15 protein-coding genes are annotated in these 15,285 nt (G+C 62.8%); 7 read left to right on the top strand and 8 right to left on the bottom strand.

Features of this window, described 5'->3' with window-relative positions; all coding sequences use genetic code 11:
• Positions 1-57 precede the first annotated feature (57 nt).
• The 4 genes from AC3D25_RS26155 to AC3D25_RS26140 form a co-directional block, all read right to left on the bottom strand.
• A complete protein-coding gene (locus AC3D25_RS26155) occupies positions 58-207 on the bottom strand; it encodes a hypothetical protein (RefSeq protein WP_488891391.1) in 150 nt (49 codons plus the stop codon).
• A gap of 147 nt (positions 208-354) precedes the next feature.
• The gene (locus tag AC3D25_RS26150) at positions 355-1,473 is read right to left on the bottom strand and encodes a succinylglutamate desuccinylase/aspartoacylase family protein (protein WP_488891390.1); all 1,119 of its coding nucleotides are present in this window, start codon (positions 1,471-1,473) and stop codon (positions 355-357) included.
• 149 nt (positions 1,474-1,622) lie between these two features.
• A complete protein-coding gene (locus AC3D25_RS26145) occupies positions 1,623-2,420 on the bottom strand; it encodes an ABC transporter substrate-binding protein (protein ID WP_488891389.1) in 798 nt (265 codons plus the stop codon).
• Between the two features lie 152 nt (positions 2,421-2,572).
• Entirely contained in the window at positions 2,573-3,658 is a 1,086-nt protein-coding gene (locus AC3D25_RS26140) for a calcium:cation antiporter (RefSeq protein ID WP_488891388.1), read from the bottom strand.
• A 299-nt stretch (positions 3,659-3,957) separates the two neighbouring features.
• Here AC3D25_RS26140 and AC3D25_RS26135 point away from each other — a divergent pair, with 299 nt between their 5' ends.
• The gene (locus tag AC3D25_RS26135; RefSeq protein WP_488891387.1) at positions 3,958-4,935 is read left to right on the top strand and encodes a GGDEF domain-containing protein; all 978 of its coding nucleotides are present in this window, start codon (positions 3,958-3,960) and stop codon (positions 4,933-4,935) included.
• Between the two features lie 56 nt (positions 4,936-4,991).
• Here AC3D25_RS26135 and AC3D25_RS26130 read toward each other — a convergent pair whose 3' ends face one another.
• Positions 4,992-5,423, bottom strand: a complete 432-nt coding sequence (locus AC3D25_RS26130) for an OsmC family protein (RefSeq protein ID WP_488891386.1) — start codon at positions 5,421-5,423, stop codon at positions 4,992-4,994.
• A gap of 295 nt (positions 5,424-5,718) precedes the next feature.
• Between AC3D25_RS26130 and AC3D25_RS26125 the strand changes: the two genes are divergently transcribed.
• The 5 genes from AC3D25_RS26125 to AC3D25_RS26105 all read left to right on the top strand — a co-directional run bounded on the left by AC3D25_RS26125 (position 5,719) and on the right by AC3D25_RS26105 (position 10,162).
• Positions 5,719-7,059: an NAD(P)/FAD-dependent oxidoreductase gene (locus AC3D25_RS26125; RefSeq protein ID WP_488891385.1), complete on the top strand. Its 1,341-nt coding sequence runs from the start codon at positions 5,719-5,721 to the stop codon at positions 7,057-7,059.
• 824 nt (positions 7,060-7,883) lie between these two features.
• Positions 7,884-8,639: a hypothetical protein gene (locus AC3D25_RS26120; RefSeq protein ID WP_488891384.1), complete on the top strand. Its 756-nt coding sequence runs from the start codon at positions 7,884-7,886 to the stop codon at positions 8,637-8,639.
• Positions 8,636-8,890 (top strand): hypothetical protein, encoded by a 255-nt coding sequence (locus tag AC3D25_RS26115; RefSeq protein WP_488891383.1) that lies wholly within the window; start codon positions 8,636-8,638, stop codon positions 8,888-8,890. The genes AC3D25_RS26120 and AC3D25_RS26115 overlap by 4 nt, the downstream gene beginning before the upstream one ends.
• A gap of 105 nt (positions 8,891-8,995) precedes the next feature.
• Positions 8,996-9,166, top strand: coding sequence for a hypothetical protein (locus AC3D25_RS26110; RefSeq protein ID WP_488891382.1), 171 nt, complete (start codon positions 8,996-8,998; stop codon positions 9,164-9,166).
• A gap of 345 nt (positions 9,167-9,511) precedes the next feature.
• Entirely contained in the window at positions 9,512-10,162 is a 651-nt protein-coding gene (locus tag AC3D25_RS26105; protein WP_488891381.1) for a DsbA family oxidoreductase, read from the top strand.
• A gap of 41 nt (positions 10,163-10,203) precedes the next feature.
• On the opposite strand, the gene AC3D25_RS26100 is transcribed toward AC3D25_RS26105, so the two are convergent.
• From AC3D25_RS26100 to ypfJ, 3 genes are all read right to left on the bottom strand, one after another.
• Positions 10,204-11,103: a flagellar brake protein gene (locus AC3D25_RS26100; RefSeq protein ID WP_488891380.1), complete on the bottom strand. Its 900-nt coding sequence runs from the start codon at positions 11,101-11,103 to the stop codon at positions 10,204-10,206.
• A gap of 203 nt (positions 11,104-11,306) precedes the next feature.
• Entirely contained in the window at positions 11,307-12,317 is a 1,011-nt protein-coding gene (gene waaC / locus AC3D25_RS26095; RefSeq protein WP_488891379.1) for a lipopolysaccharide heptosyltransferase I, read from the bottom strand.
• Between the two features lie 261 nt (positions 12,318-12,578).
• Positions 12,579-13,502, bottom strand: a complete 924-nt coding sequence (ypfJ, locus tag AC3D25_RS26090) for a KPN_02809 family neutral zinc metallopeptidase (protein ID WP_488891378.1) — start codon at positions 13,500-13,502, stop codon at positions 12,579-12,581.
• A gap of 368 nt (positions 13,503-13,870) precedes the next feature.
• On the opposite strand from ypfJ, the gene AC3D25_RS26085 reads away from it, so the two are divergent.
• Positions 13,871-15,283, top strand: coding sequence for a cytochrome ubiquinol oxidase subunit I (locus AC3D25_RS26085; RefSeq protein WP_488891377.1), 1,413 nt, complete (start codon positions 13,871-13,873; stop codon positions 15,281-15,283).
• Positions 15,284-15,285: the final 2 nt, after the last annotated feature.

The raw sequence follows: 15,285 nt of genomic DNA, 5'->3' as shown, positions 1-15,285 counted from the left end.
TTTTCGGGGCGTTTTCTTCTGGACGACTGTCTGAACTACCGGCAGCGCGACCAAGGCTTACTTGCGGCGATAGGCTTCGACAAGCACTTCGCAATTTTGCAGATGCAGGTCGATGGCGCGGTTCGCTTCACGGCGAACTGCAGCGGTTGCCTTGCGGAGCCAGGAACCGAAAGAAACGAGAATCGAGGTTTGAGCAGAGGTCTTCATGGTCGTATCCGGGTTAATCACTAAGGGAATACCCTCACTATACGCTTGAAGATGCTGCATTGCAAAAAGATGTGGCGAAAAAACCGCAATTCGGTTATTCGAAGTTTGAAAATGAGGTCACTTTTACCGTTCCTTTTTGCTGGATCTTTAAGGAACCAGTAAATCGCCGTCGCGCAGCGCCGCTGCTCCTGCGATTCGCGCGACCAGCATGCCCGCCGTCGCGAACCGCGACCAGTGGCGCGCATAAAGCACGCCGCTCGTCTTTGCGATAAGCGGCGTCAGCGCGTCGCTCGCCGGATCGAGCAGGTCGGCGACGGTCTCGCCCGCTTCGATCCACTCGCCGGGATGGCGCGTGTGCAGGATCACGCCGGCAACCGGCGCGCTGACGTAGTCACAACCGGCGAGCGGCGTGGCCGGCCGCAGCAGCGGCGGTAAAGGCGCGGGCGTCCCGGCGATCGCGCCGGTCAGCGTCAGATAATCGACGATACCGTCGGCATCGCGTGTCGCCAGATCGTGTGAAACGTCGCGCACGCCGCGCAATTCGAGCGTCACCGGCGTGAGACCGGACGGGATCGGAAAACGCGCGCCGATACGTTCGCGCAGATAGGACCAGACGCCCGCGCACGCTTCGTCGAAGGGTTCGCCGCCCGAAATGTCCGCGATCAATTGCGCCTCGCTGCCCAAATAGCGCGCGAGCGGTTCGACGGCGGGCCACGCTTCGGGCGTGGTGTAGAGATGCGGAACGGCTTCCCAGTCGCAATGAAGGTCGATAACGAGATCGGCGTCGCAGGCGAGCGCGAGCAGCGCGATGCGTTGCGATTCGAGTTCGGTGGCCGCGCGGCGCGTCGCGATTTCGTCACGCAGCGCGGCGCGGATGACGGCTTTGTTGTGCTCGGGATCGTCGCTGAGTTTGCGCGTCACGCGCGCCTCGACCGCGGCCCCAAGCGCCGGGAAACGGCGGTTGAAGTCCTGGCCCGAATGCATGTCGAAGCGGCCCATCTGCGCGCCGAACCAGTGCTGAGCCATGCCGGACGGGTTCGCCATCGGCACGATCACAATATGCGCGCGCAAAAGCCCCGCTCGTTCGAGCGCGGCGAATCGCTGCCTCAACACCCACGCGACAACCACGCCGGGCAGTTCGTCGGCGTGCAGCGCGGCCTGAATGTAGACCTTATGCGGCGCGCGCGGATCGCCGTAGTGATAGCTCAGGATTTCGCGCGCGGTGCCGAGCGTCGGGCTGATAAGCGGATGGTGACGGACCTGCATGATGGCGAGCGCAAGATAAACGAAGTTCCCGCGTTATACCGCGACGCGCCGCCGAAGGGAAACGCGCGCATCGTTGGCGCGTAACGACGCCAGATAAAAAAACACTCCTCGAAAGGGGTGCTTGGCTAAGCGCAACGTTTGACCGGGGTTCAATGCACCGAGATATCGGTCGCGAAGTATTTGCCCATGATCTGCTTGAAACTGCCGTTCTTCTTGAGCGTCGCGAAGGCCTGGTTGAGGCCGTTCTTCAGATCGGCGTCGCCTTTGCGCAGACCGATCGCCGTGCCCGGGCCAATAATCGGATCTTCGACGATCGGCCCCACCAGCGCGAACGGCTTGCCCTGCGGCTTCTTCAGGAAACCGATGGCGGCTTGCGCGGCATCGGTGAACACTGCGTCGATACGGCCCGCGACCAGATCCGACTCCACCTGTTCCTGATCGGCGTAGGGCACGATGGTCACGCCGTTCGGCTGCCATTTTGCCTTCGCGTAGCGTTCCTGGATCGTGCCCTGCTCGACGCCCACGCGCTTGCCCTTCAGCGACGCGGCGGTCGGGAGCAGGCCGGAACCCGCGCGCGCGACGAGTTGCGCATGGGTGTCGTACATCGGGTCGGTGAAGTCGATTTGCTTCAGACGCTCTTCCGTGATGCCCATATCGGACAGCACGGCGTCGAACTTGCGGGCCTTCAGGCCGGGAATCATGCCGTCGAAATTATTTTCGACCCACACGCACTTCACCTTCATTTCGGCGCATAGCGCATTGCCCAGATCGATATCGAAGCCGACGAGCTTGCCGTCGGCCTGCTTCGATTCGAACGGCGGATACGACGGATCCACCGCAAAGCGGATTTGCGTGAGTTCGCGCGCGCCGACGGCGAACGAACTGGCCGCGATAAGGGCGCCGATCATCGCCTGACGGACAAACGACGGGTAGTTCTTGTGTGACATTCCAGTTTCCTTCGAGACTTTCAGGGATTGCTGGCAAAAACGCCGCGCCGGAGAGCGGATTTTTGCGAAAAGCCCCGAATGCTAACGCAAAGCGGCCAATGGCCGCTTGTCCCGCGAGTCGAAGGATTGCGGTGGATCAGCGCGAAACCGCCTTACGGCACGACCGAAAGAAACAGGAACGTCGCGAAGATCACGAGGTGAACCACGCCCTGCAACACCGTCGAGCGGCCGGTGCCGAGCGTGATGACGCTGACCAAGAGCGTCAGCGCGAGCAGGACCGTTTCCTTATCGGCGAGGCCGAGCGAGATCGGCTGGCCGATCATGATCGACACGACGCCCACCACCGGAATCGTCAGGCCGATGCTCGCGAGCGCCGATCCCAGCGCGAGATTCAGGCTCGTCTGCAAGCGGTTCAGGCGCGCGGCGCGCAATGCGGCGAGTCCTTCCGGCAACAGCACCAGCGCCGCGATCACCACGCCCACCACCGCTTCGGGCGCGCCCGCGCTCGCGACGCCCGCCTCGACCGCCGGCGAAAGCAGCTTCGCCAGGCCGACCACGGACACCAGCGAAAGCAGCAGCCAGCCGACCGCCGCCCAGGCCTCGGCGTTGGTCGGCGGCGGCGCGTGTTCTTCTTCGGCGGCGTTCGGATCGCGCACGGGCGTGAACGGCAGAAAATAATCGCGATGCCGGACGGTCTGCACGAACACGAACACCACGTAAAGCACGAGCGAAATCACGCCGACGAACACCAGTTGCGACGTCGAGAGCGTCGGCCCGGGTACCGTGCTCGTGTAGTTCGGCAACACGAGCGTCAGCACGGCCAGCGCGCAGAGAATGGCGAGCGACGCACTCGCGCCCTGCAACTGGAAATTTTGCACGTGGTGGCGCATGCCGCCGACCAGCAGACACAGCCCGACAATCCCGTTACACACGATCATGATCGCCGCGAACACCGTGTCGCGCGGCAAGCCGGCCTTTTCCGGGCCGCCCGACAGCATCACCGACACGATCAGCGCCACTTCGATCACCGTCACCGCGACCGCGAGCACGAGCGTCCCGAACGGCTCGCCGACCCGATGCGCCACCACTTCCGCGTGATGCACGGCGGCGAACACCGCGCCCGCGAGCGCGATCGCCGAGATGACGAGCAGCATCGTGCTGGGCACGAAAAGCGTCAGGCAGAACACCGCGACAGCGACGATCGGCATGATTACGGTCCAGTGCAGCTTGAATTTCATCGACGCTCCGTGCGTGGTGGTGGAAAAAAGCAGCATTTGGCTTCGACCGCTGAAACGCTTCTGCAGGCTGTGCGCAGCGGAAAAGCCGGCACGCGGTCATCATAGCGAAAAGCACCCGGCGGCCCGCGAGTTTCTCGCCGCCCGCACCGGCCAAGGTCAAGCCGGCCCGGACCATGCCGTAAGCCGTGACATGCGCCGCGGAACCACTTGGCGCCGAGGCAATCGGAACAAGATCGTATGCCGCAAGGCGGTTGCCGTCCGCGCCCGGCAATCCGCCGCTGATAACAGGAGACGCACCGATGATCTTTCCACCGAAGCCCGCCGACGAGCCCGCGCGTCTCGCCACGCTCCGCGCGCTGAACGTGCTCGACAGCGCGCCCGAGGAGCGTTTCGACCGTCTCACGCGGCTCGCCCGCCGCCTGTTCGGCGTGCCGATCGCGCTCGTGAGTCTCGTCGATGCCGATCGCCAGTGGTTCAAGTCGTGCATCGGGCTGCCGGTGTCCGAAACACCGCGCGACGTCTCGTTTTGCGCGCACGCTATTTTGAGCGACGAACTTTTGCTCGTGCCGGACACGCTGAACGACGCGCGTTTCCACGATAACCCGCTCGTCCTCGACAAACCCGGCATCCGCTTTTACGCGGGATGTCCGCTGACCGTGCCGAACGGCAGCAAGCTCGGCACGCTGTGCCTGATCGATATCGAGCCGCGCGAGTTCGACGCGGAAGATCGCGAATTGCTGCGCGATCTCGGCCGGATGGCCGAGCAGGAACTCGCCGCCCTCCATCTCGCCACCATGGACGAACTCACGCTGCTCTCGAACCGGCGCGGCTTCGAGGCGCTCGCGCAGCACGCGCTCAACCTATGCGCGCGGCTCGACCGGCCGGCGTCGCTATTGTTCTTCGACCTCAACGACTTCAAGCAGATCAACGACACCTACGGCCACGCCGAAGGCGACCGCGCGCTGGAAACCTTCGCCGGCTTGCTGCGCGTGGCGCTCCGCGACAGCGACGTGATCGGGCGGCTCGGCGGCGACGAATTCGTCGCGCTCCTGACCGACGCGAAGTTCGACGAAACCACTGAGGTGCTCGCGCGCCTGCGCCACGCGCTGGACGCCCAGAACGCCGCCGCGCGGCGCGGCTACGACGTCTGCTTCAGCGTCGGCGTGACGCAGTTCGACCCGGCGCGCCACGCGTCCATCGGCGATCTCCTGGCCGATAGCGACACCGCGATGTACGCCGATAAACACGCAAGCAAGGCGCGAAAGCCGGCGCTATGAAAAACGCGGCCGGATGGCCGCGTTTTTTTATCACGCAAGACGACGCAGAGCGCGCGTCAGGACTCCAGTTCCGCGTTCATCGTCACTTTTGCGTTGCCCTTGAAGAGCTTCGACACCGGGCAACCTTCCTTCGCCCCGTTCGCCGCCTGCTCGAAAGCAGCCTTGTCGGCGCCCGGAATCTTCGCCTTCACGTCGAGATGGCACGCGGTGATCGTGAAACCGTCGCCGTCCTTTTCAAGCGTGACCGTCGATTTCGTCTCGATGCTCTCCGCCGTCAGGCCTGCCTGGGTGAGCTGCAGCGAAAGCGCCATCGTGAAGCAGCCCGAATGCGCCGCGCCGATCAGTTCCTCCGGATTCGTGCCCGGCCCGCCTTCGAAACGCGCTGCGAATCCGTACGGTGCGTCCTTGAGCGCGCCGGTTTGCGTCGAAATATAGCCCTTGCCGTCCTTGATGCCACCGCTCCACTTGGCCGATGCTGTCTTTTGCACGAGTTTCTCCTGATGTGAGTGTGGATGCCTGGGGCTGAAGCGCAGTGAGGAAACGTTAGCGTCCGTCACGTTACGCGAGCCCTTCGAGCAGCGCGCCCCGGAGGATCCGGAAAAGCGCGCCGATACAAGACTTAAGACTTGAAGAACGCGCAATGCCTGGGCGGTCGACGATTTGTCAGCGGACACTTATCATCGTGCGTTTCGATCACCGCACCGGGCCTTCTCGCGCCGTTACATCGTAACGGATCGGCGCGCAGGGCGCAGTCAGCCGCGGAGCGGCGCACCAGGGGAACAAATGGGACCACCAGTCGAATATGTCGCGGAAGACCGCGCGCTGCCAAGCCAGGTCGATGTCGTCGTGATCGGCGGCGGGATTATCGGCGTGAGTACCGCGCTCTTTCTTGCCGAAAAAGGCGTGTCGGTCGCGCTGTGCGAGAAAGGCCATATTGCGGGCGAGCAGTCGAGCCGGAACTGGGGCTGGTGCCGCGCGACGCATCGCGACTTGCGCGAACTTGAACTCAGCATCGAAAGCCTGAAGATCTGGCGCGGGATCGACGCGAAACTGGGCATCGATACCGGTTTTCGCCAATGCGGCATTCTCTACGCCGCCGACGCCGAACCGGCCATGAGCGGGCATCGCGACTGGCTCGAACGCGCGCATGCGCTCGTCGGGCGCGACGGCATCGATTCGCGGATCGTCTCGCCGGAGGAAGTGGCCGCGCTGATGCCGGGCGCGGCACGGCGCTTCGCGGGCGGCATTTTCACGCCGAGCGACGGTCGCGCCGAACCGCAGCGCGCCGCGCCCGCCATCGCCCGCGCGCTGCGTGGCATGGGCGTCAAGGTGCTGACGCCGTGCGCCGTGCGCGGCGTGGAAATGTCGGGCGGCGCGGTGAGCGGCGTCGTCACCGAATACGGCGCGATCCGCTGCTCGAGCGTGGTCGTTGCGGGCGGCGCGTGGACGCGTCTTTTCGCGGGCAATCTGGGGATCGACGTGCCGCAGTTGATGGTCCGCTCGCCGGTTTTGCGCACCGAACCCGTCGACGGCGGGCCGGAAGTCAGCGCGTGCAATCACGCGCTCGGCTACCGCAAGCGGCTCGACGGCGGCTACACGCTCGCCAACGCGTTTCGCAGTTACAGCGATATCACGCCCGACAGTTTTCGCCTGTTCGCGAAATATCTGCCTGCGCTCAAAAGCCAGTTCGGGTCGATCCGGCTCGGTTTCAACGCGCGATTTTTCGAGGAATTGCGTCGTCCGAAACGCTGGCGGCTTGACGCGCCGACCGTGTTCGAGACAGTCCGCACGCTCGATCCAGCGCCGGTCGAGTCGTTCAACCAGACCGCGCTCGACGAATTCCGCGCGATCTTTCCGCAACTCGGGCCGGTGAAGGTGGCGCAGGCGTGGGCGGGCTATATGGACGTGACGCCCGACGCCGTGCCGGTCATCTCCAGCGTCGCCGATAAACGCGGCGTGTTTATCGCGACGGGGTTCTCGGGACATGGCTTCGGCATCGGGCCGGGCGCAGGGCGGCTGATGGCGGATATGGTCGCCAACGATACGCCGCTCGTGGATCCCCACGCGTTCCGGCTTTCGCGTTTCAGCGACGGGACGAAGATCGTGATGGATGGCGGGTTTTGAGGCGTGGGTTTTAGGCGTGGTCTTTAGGTGATCCGAAGCCCGGGGTAAAATTCGCGACAACGCTTTTAACGAGTTTCCGCGAGCCTTATATGACAAGCAGGTGATCGTTTCACGGAAACGCAAGCCAACCGATTCGCCAGCGCGCTCCTACTGCCTCGAAGTACATTCGCTACCGAGTGCAAGCTGACACTCCGCGGCACTCGCCTCAATTGGCCGGGACTGTCTGAGCTAAAGCTGCGGTGGGTGGTCCCGAAGGCGGCTATTATTTTTCGGGGCCGTCAGCTCGGAGCGCTCACTGACGACCAGGCGAGATCTGGCCACATTGGATTGACACGCCACGGCGAAGCCGTCCAGGAAACCGAAGACCATTTGATGCCAAAGGAAGAGCCAGAGGTTATCGTCGAGAGTCTTCGGAATATGAGAGAACAATTCGGCGTAGCTCGGTTTGCAGTCGCTCGTGAGATGTACGTACAACCCGATTTATTGGACTCGTTTTTGCCATCTTCGCCCTCGCTTATGCCCGACAATGTAGTCAGTATCTCTAGCGTGCGGAGCTCTGCAAAGCCTGGCAGTTAGCGCCGCGATGAAGACGCGGCGGCAGCCTAGCCCTGCGTCACACGGGCGTTCGATCCAAGCTTCTTTACTCCAGCCCCGCGTTCGCGGGGCTTTCTTTTTTCCGCTATCCGGATATCGGACCGATCTGATATTGCGACCCGCTCGCTCCCTGCACCATCGACATTCCCTCATTGCGCTGCCCTCACCACGGCCGGCACGCAGCGCACATTCGCCGCTCCTCCTCGGGCGGCTTTTTTATGGGCGGGCTCATGGCGACAGAACTCAGGACAGACTCGCAGTATCGCTGGATGATGTATCGGCGCGACGAATACCAGCGGGACATCCACCCAACCGACGCAGAAAAGGCGGCGGTCGACGAGGGGAAGAGATTTGCCGAGCGGGCGCACGCCAACGTGTGGGCTGAGGATGCAGGCCTCGTGCGGCGCGTGCGTGAATTCCTAGGCGCGAATTTCCACTGGCACGACCGACTGGCGAAATCGGGAACTGACATCGAGGTCGTAGAGGTGCTGATGTCGATGGTGCGCGGCGACAGCGTCTTGCTCATCGCTCGCGAGGCGCGGACAGGAGGCTACTCGGGAAGCCACGCGGCCCCACCGCCCGCCTCGCGCTCATTTCACCAGATGGCTATGGAATCGCTGGGGCTATCCTACGACGCAGCCACCCAGTACGTCATCGAGTATGACTACCGCATGGACCGGCTCGCCGCGAAGCTGGACGCCAGTCTCGCAGCTCGTGCCGCGCATTTCGCCGATGCACAGACATCGACGTCGCTCGGCGACGCCGCGCCGTTCGAGTACAGTGAAGACGCCATTAGTGGCGACGTGGAGGAGATCGCGGCGCGCGGCGTGAGCGCCGCGGAGGAGGCAGAATGCGACGCCATGTACGAAGCGCGAATGACCTATTGCGGTTTGCTCAGCAAGATGTACGGCGGCGACATGCGAACTCTTTTGGCATGTAAAGAGCAGGCCTTTCAAGACTATCGAGCATGCAGAGGATATCGATGATTGAATTTTTCGTGAGCTATTACGATCCAGAAACCAAAGCGGTCCGGACCGGCTTAGTCGATGCGCACGTACTGAAAGACGCGCGGATGAATCTTGCGATGTCGCATGAGGTCGATGCGAATCATCAGATTGACGACGAGTTCGCTCGCCGAGTTGGAGGCGCCGCACTTCTCTGGTTTGCCACGCAATACCCCGAGCTGCGCGAGCACCTCATGCTGACCGACGGCAACGGCAACAAGGTGACGCTCTGACGGCGCACCCCGATTCGTGACAGTGAAAACGACCATACACACAAACGGGCACCCACCGATGACGAAAACCCAGCCAGCTTGTATCACTACGTCGAAGACTTGCAGATGACACGGCACTGCACCGTGCCGCAGACCTTCGTTCGGGCCGCCATCGGCCGTGCATCGGGCATGGCCGCGCCGCAGGACGCAAAACCGCACTCACGCGACCCAATCACATTAGGCGAGACGCTCAAGCGCTGCATAGACAACGTGGTCTCGAAACACGTCATTCATTAAATTCGCAAGAACGGAGAAAGCTCCCCAGGCGACGCCTGCAGCCAACGAATCTCAGCGTGAAATTCGCGGCGATCCGCGATGCCGCCGGCGTCGTGCCGCCCGACGGGAAGACGCCCGCGTCTTTCCACTAATTACGATCGCTTACCGCGCGACTTTATACCGAACAGTTCGGCGCCGAATTTGCACAGGCTCTCTCTGGTCACAAGTCAGCAGAAATGACCGCGCTGTATCGCGACAGCCGAGGCAGCGAGTGGACTGAAGTGAAGGCCAAGGCAGGGTAGAATTTTGAATGGAATTTTGGATAGATTTTGGATAGATTTTGGATAGACCCGCCGCGAGCCTTATATGACAAGCCCCACCCTCTACGTTGACGTCTGGTCGGACTACGTCTGCCCGTTCTGCTACCTCGAACTTCCCGTCCTCGACCAGTTCCGCAACGCCTATGGCGACGCCGTCGAAATTCGCTGGCACGCGTTCGAGCTTCGTCCGGAACCCACGCCGACGCTCGATCCGAACGCCGATTCCCTGCACGACACCTGGGACCGAGCGGTGTATCCGATGGCGACCGAGCGCGGCATGACGCTGCGTCTGCCGCCGGTCCAGCCGCGCAGCCGCAAGGCGTTCGAAACCGTGCTGTTCGCCCGCGAGACGAATCGGCAGGACATCGTGCATCGGGCGATTTTCAAGGCTTTTTTCGAGGATGGCATCGACATCGGCGACACCGACGCGCTGCTCGACATCGCTGCGACCTGCGGGATCGATCCGGAAATGCTGGAAGAATCACTCGATGACGGCACCTATACGGATCTCGTGATCGAGGATGAAGAATTCGCGAAAAAGATCGGCGTGACAGGCGTGCCGTTCGCCGTCCTTTCGCGCGACGGCGCGCCGGATCAGGAACCGCCGCCGCCCATCGCGTTGCGCGGCGCGGCGCCCATCCAGCATTTCGAGGCGGCCGTCGAACGTCTCTTCCCGGACGGATTTCCGGCGGGTTGAACCTATAAGCCACGGCGGAACAGCCGCCGCGCGCAACGCGCCTAAACGCTGTCCGCCATGAACGATTTCAACGCGATCCGCTGCGACGGTTCGAGCAATTCGAACTCCAGTCCATAAGCGGCGTTCCGGTGCGCCGCGTCGGATTGCGTCACGTGCCGGACGACCGCGCGCGTGTCGATATGCACGGCGATTCCGTCCGTTTCGAAGTGAAACGCGACCCGCAACCGGTCGCCCATCTTCGCGTTCGCCGCGATCACGGCGAGCGACATCCCGAACGGACTAATATCGCAAATCCGGCCGATTTCCGTCGGCGCGCTGCCCTCGCGGCCAAAACGCGCGGCGAGCCGCGTGTCCATCCGCGCGAATTTGCGTGCGCGCAATTTACGGATCAAGCCCGGCTCCGACAACACGACATAAGGGAATGGTTCGCGGCACACCATGTCGACGGTGCACGCGAAACGGACGACCGCGCGGCTCGACAACGCGACTAGATCGACCTGTTCACCGCGCGTCAATTCGAGCGGATCGTGCCCGGCCATCAGCGGTTGCGTGATGAAAAGCGCGCGTGGTGCATTCACCCGCGCCGAAGAAAATCCGATCACGCGGCTGGAATACATGTTCGTCGATGCGCCGACGAGCGCGCGCAAACCCAGCCGCGCGCCGATTTTCAGGCCGATATCGTCGAGTGTGATGGGCGCGCTCGGCGCGGATTCGCCAGAAATCGGTGCGTCGGCGTGGTCGGCGGCTGGCCGATACGGCTCGAAATGACGGAACAGAAACGCGCGCGCGGCCTCATCGGGGAAACGCGTGCCGGCGTCGAACAGCGTTGCGCCGCGCATATCGACAAGCGGCCAATCAATCGGCGTGTCGATCGGAATGTCAGCCGGACGAAGTACGATCGGGGGCGTCCGAATTGAATCGACGCTGATTTCTGCGGTCATTGGTCGGACAATTTGTATCGGTAGAGCAATCCTCATACCTAACACGTATCTCGTCAAGAACAAAAACCGGACGCGCCGGAAGCAAACGTTTGACCGAAAAAGGCCGCCGCCGCGGGCCGAAGATCAGTCCGCAAGATTTATGCGCATAAACCTTTTATCGGGCGAGCGGCGTGGTTGAAATGTCCGAGAGACGTAATGCGACGTCAGTGAGACGTCACGGTCACAATTTCGCTGGCCGAGCCGCGCGGCAGATCGGCGATTACGCTCTGGATCGCCGCCAGCACTTCAGGCACCTCGGGCGACGCGCCGTGATCGCCGACCGAAACCGACTGTCCCGCCAGATCGACGCCGAAATGATGGCGCGATGTCGCCTTAAATAGCATGACCGTTCGACGCCCCAACGCATGCGCGAGGTGAACGAGCCCAGTATCCATGCCGACCACGAGTTCCGACGCCTGAATCCAGTGCGCGCATTCCGTCACCGTGAGCTTCGGCAGCACGATTGCGCCCGGCACGAGCGCCGCAATCTGCTCGGCCTCGCCACGCTCCCCTTCGGTGCCCCACGGCAGCGCGATCCGGTAGCCGCGCGCGGTCAGCGAGCGGCCCGTTTCGGCCCAGCGTTCGATCGGCCACTTTTTGATATCGGCCGATGTCGCGTGAAACAGCATCGCGAGCGGCAAGTCGTGCGGAATGCCGAGGTCTTTTTCGAGCGCAGGGAGACGCACGTTGTAGTCGGCGGGATCCTGCAGCGTGTAGCCGAGCGCGTCCGCGACGCTCACGCGCATGCCGCGCCACGCGTCCGTGTCCGGACGTGGACCGAAGCGCGCGTTGTAGGCAAACGCCGCGCCGCGCTCGCCGAGATCCTGATTCCGGTAGCCGTAACGGCGGCGCGCGCGCGCCAGAAACGCGATGATCGCGCTCTTGTAGACGCCGTGAATATCCACGATAACGTCATACTTTTCAGCGCGAAGTTCGCCGATCGACGCGCCGATTTCCTTCAGGTCGTTCCAGCTTCGCGCCTTCTTAAATTTGCGCAGCGGCGCGCTCAGCACGCGATCGACTTCGGGATTCCAGCGAATGATTTCAGCGAACGCGGCGTCTGCGGCCCAATCGACCTTCGCTGCGGGAAAGGCGCGCCGCAGATCGGAAACAACCGGCAGCGTCTCGACGATATCGCCGAGCGACGTGACTTTGACAATCAGGATTCGCTTCATGGGGATGCAGTGAAGAACTTCGGTTCGTCCGGCGACCCGGCCCGCGCGGGCGAGGCGCTTGTCGGCGGGCCGGTGGTCCGGATTCGGGATATTGGCGATGCTTCGCGGTATCGGCGCGTTGAAGCCGACGCCACGAGAACTTTCCGAATTATCGGTCTAAAGCTCGGCATTCTCTACTGCATTTTCCACTGCGCGCGGCCATCCAGCCCCGGATGGAAAGATGCCGAAAGGAGCGTGAGCGAGCCGTCGCGCGGCGGATTGTCAGAGCGCTTTTGCAGCAAAGGTGTCGCATTGCTGAACGTCGCCGGACGTGAGACCGCGCTGAAGCCAGCGTTGCCGTTGCTCGCTCGTGCCGTGCGTGAAGGCTTCGGGCACGACGCGCCCTTGCGTTTCCTTCTGCAACCGGTCGTCGCCGATCGCGCCCGCTGCGTTCAGCCCGTCCTTGAAATCGCCTGGCTCGATCAGCTTCGCGTTATTTTTCTGGGCCGTCGCGGCCCACACGCCCGCGAAGCAATCGGCCTGCAATTCGACGCGCACGGATAACTGGTTGGCCTGCTCGCGCGTCATCCGGCGGCGCGCAGCATCGACTTTGTCGGAAATGCCGAGCACGTTCTGCACGTGATGCCCGACTTCGTGCGCGATCACATACGCCTGCGCGAAGTCGCCGCTCGCGCCGAACCGGTCGCGCAACTCGCGATAAAACGACAAGTCGATATAGACCTTGCGGTCGGCCGGACAATAGAACGGGCCCATCGCGGCCTCGCCGGTGCCGCACGCCGTCTGCGTGCCGCCGCTGAACATGACGAGCGTCGGCGCCGGATAGTCCTGATTGAACTGCGTGCGGAAAATCTGTTGCCACGTGCGCTCGGTGTTGCCGAGCACGCGGCGGACGAATACCGCGCCCTGATCGGTCGCAGGTGCCTGATTGGCGGCCTGATTGGTGGCCTGATTGGCGGCCTGATTGCTCGGGGCGGCCTGATGCTGCGGCGCGTTGCCCTGCAGCACGGACGCGCCGTTCAAAATCAACATCGGGTCGATGCCGAAAAAATACGACGCCGCGATCGCCACCACGATCGTGCCGATGCCGATACTGCCGCCACCGATCCTGAATCCGCCACCACCGCCGCCGCCCGCGCCGCGCCGGTCTTCTACGTTCTGACTTTCCCGTTCGTCATCGAGGCGCATGTTTGTTCTCCGTTCTGCCTTCGCGAAAACCGTATGGTAACCGCCGCACGCGAAATGCCTGCCGCGCGCGCTGTAAAAAGCGCCGGGGATTGCCAAGCGCCGGGCAGATTGACGCAGTGCGGTCGATTGTCGCGGAAATCGCTCATGCGCACCGTTCGCCGAATCGCTATCGCATCTCGAAAACATAGAACGATCAAGCGCTTACGCACATAAAAACCCTTCAAATGCGGCATATTCGCGCATCCTGCGCACTTTGATGCAGCGCAACTTTTGTCTCGAAAACTCGCTAAGCTCCGCCCGTTTTCACTCACATTCAGGCCGATGCCACCGCGCTAGTTCGAGCGCGATCGCGACGTTTGCAAGCCATCATGCACCCGACTCCGGAAGCACTCGATCTCGCGCGAATCCAGTTCGCGTTCACCGTCTCGTTCCACATCATTTTCCCGGCGCTGAGCATCGGGCTGGCGAGTTTTATCGCCGTGCTCGAAGGCGCGTGGCTCAAGACAGGCAAGCCGCATTACAAGGAACTGTGCCTGTTCTGGTCGAAGGTATTCGCGGTTGCATTCGGCATGGGCGTCGTGTCGGGCGTCGTGATGAGCTACGAATTCGGCACGAACTGGGGCGGCTTTTCGACCTTCGCCGGCCCTATCACGGGGCCGCTGCTCACGTATGAAGTGATGACCGCGTTCTTCCTCGAAGCGGGCTTTCTCGGGATCATGCTGTTCGGCTGGAACAAGGTCGGACCGCGCGCGCACTTAAGTGCGACGCTGATGGTCGCGGTCGGCACGCTGATCTCGACGTTCTGGATTCTCGCGTCGAATAGCTGGATGCAGACGCCGCAGGGTTTTCGTATCGAAGGCGATCACGTCGTGCCGGTCGACTGGTTCAAGATCATCTTCAATCCGTCGTTTCCGTATCGGCTCGCGCATATGGCGATCGCCGCGTTTATCGTCGCGGCGCTGGTGGTCGCCGCGACCGGCGCGTGGCATCTGCTGAAAGGCCGCCGCGATGCGCCGGTCAAAAAAATGTTCTCGATGGCGCTCTGGCTGCTGCTCGTGCTCACGCCGATCCAGGCGGTCGTCGGCGATCAGCATGGTCTCAATACGCGCGAATATCAGCCCGCGAAAATCGCGGCGATCGAAGGCTTGTGGGACACGGAGAAAGGCGGCACCGCGCTGAATCTGTTCGGCATCCCGGACATGGACGCGGAAACCACGAAGTACGCCGTGTCGATTCCGCACCTCGGCAGCCTGATCCTCACGCATAGCTGGGACGGCGAAATTCGCGGGCTGAAATCGTTTCCGAAGGAAGACCGGCCAAATTCGACCATCGTGTTCTGGAGCTTCCGGATCATGGCGGGCCTCGGCGTGCTGATGATCGCGATGGCGCTTTTGTCGTGGGTTCTGCGCCGTCGCGAGCGGATTTACGAATCGCGCGCGTTCCAGCGCTTCGTCCTCGCGATGGGACCGACCGGTTTCATCACGTTGCTGGCCGGCTGGGTGACGACGGAGGCGGGCCGGCAGCCGTGGGTCGTGTATGGCGTGATGCGCACGGCGAACGCCGCTTCGCCTGTGACCGCGCAGCAGGTGGGCGTGTCGCTGCTGGCGTTCGTGATCGTCTACACGCTGGTGTTCGGCACCGGCATCTACTACTTGCTCAAGTTGCTGAAGCACGGCCCCGCCCTGCCCGGCGCGGTCGAATCTGCGCCTTCGTCGAACGATCCGAATCACACCGCGCGACGTCCGCTCGCCGCCGCGAATCAATCCATCGAAGGAGCGTAAAT

Source organism: Caballeronia sp. SL1002, from assembly GCF_057814995.1.
The sequence above is the reverse complement of the archived record's forward strand: the minus strand, read 5'-3'. Positions and strand labels throughout refer to the sequence as shown.

Excerpts from the sequence above, each read along its gene's own strand:
- AC3D25_RS26115 (WP_488891383.1), top strand. The coding sequence starts at position 8,636 with ATGATTGAATTTTTCGTGAGCTATTACGATCCAGAAACCAAAGCGGTC.
- AC3D25_RS26150 (WP_488891390.1), bottom strand. The coding sequence starts at position 1,473 with ATGCAGGTCCGTCACCATCCGCTTATCAGCCCGACGCTCGGCACCGCG.
- AC3D25_RS26140 (WP_488891388.1), bottom strand. The coding sequence starts at position 3,658 with ATGAAATTCAAGCTGCACTGGACCGTAATCATGCCGATCGTCGCTGTC.
- AC3D25_RS26145 (WP_488891389.1), bottom strand. The coding sequence starts at position 2,420 with ATGTCACACAAGAACTACCCGTCGTTTGTCCGTCAGGCGATGATCGGC.
- AC3D25_RS26125 (WP_488891385.1), top strand. The coding sequence starts at position 5,719 with ATGGGACCACCAGTCGAATATGTCGCGGAAGACCGCGCGCTGCCAAGC.
- AC3D25_RS26120 (WP_488891384.1), top strand. The coding sequence starts at position 7,884 with ATGGCGACAGAACTCAGGACAGACTCGCAGTATCGCTGGATGATGTAT.
- AC3D25_RS26110 (WP_488891382.1), top strand. The coding sequence starts at position 8,996 with ATGACACGGCACTGCACCGTGCCGCAGACCTTCGTTCGGGCCGCCATC.
- AC3D25_RS26155 (WP_488891391.1), bottom strand. The coding sequence starts at position 207 with ATGAAGACCTCTGCTCAAACCTCGATTCTCGTTTCTTTCGGTTCCTGG.
- waaC (WP_488891379.1), bottom strand. The coding sequence starts at position 12,317 with ATGAAGCGAATCCTGATTGTCAAAGTCACGTCGCTCGGCGATATCGTC.
- ypfJ (WP_488891378.1), bottom strand. The coding sequence starts at position 13,502 with ATGCGCCTCGATGACGAACGGGAAAGTCAGAACGTAGAAGACCGGCGC.
- AC3D25_RS26105 (WP_488891381.1), top strand. The coding sequence starts at position 9,512 with ATGACAAGCCCCACCCTCTACGTTGACGTCTGGTCGGACTACGTCTGC.
- AC3D25_RS26100 (WP_488891380.1), bottom strand. The coding sequence starts at position 11,103 with ATGACCGCAGAAATCAGCGTCGATTCAATTCGGACGCCCCCGATCGTA.
- AC3D25_RS26085 (WP_488891377.1), top strand. The coding sequence starts at position 13,871 with ATGCACCCGACTCCGGAAGCACTCGATCTCGCGCGAATCCAGTTCGCG.
- AC3D25_RS26135 (WP_488891387.1), top strand. The coding sequence starts at position 3,958 with ATGATCTTTCCACCGAAGCCCGCCGACGAGCCCGCGCGTCTCGCCACG.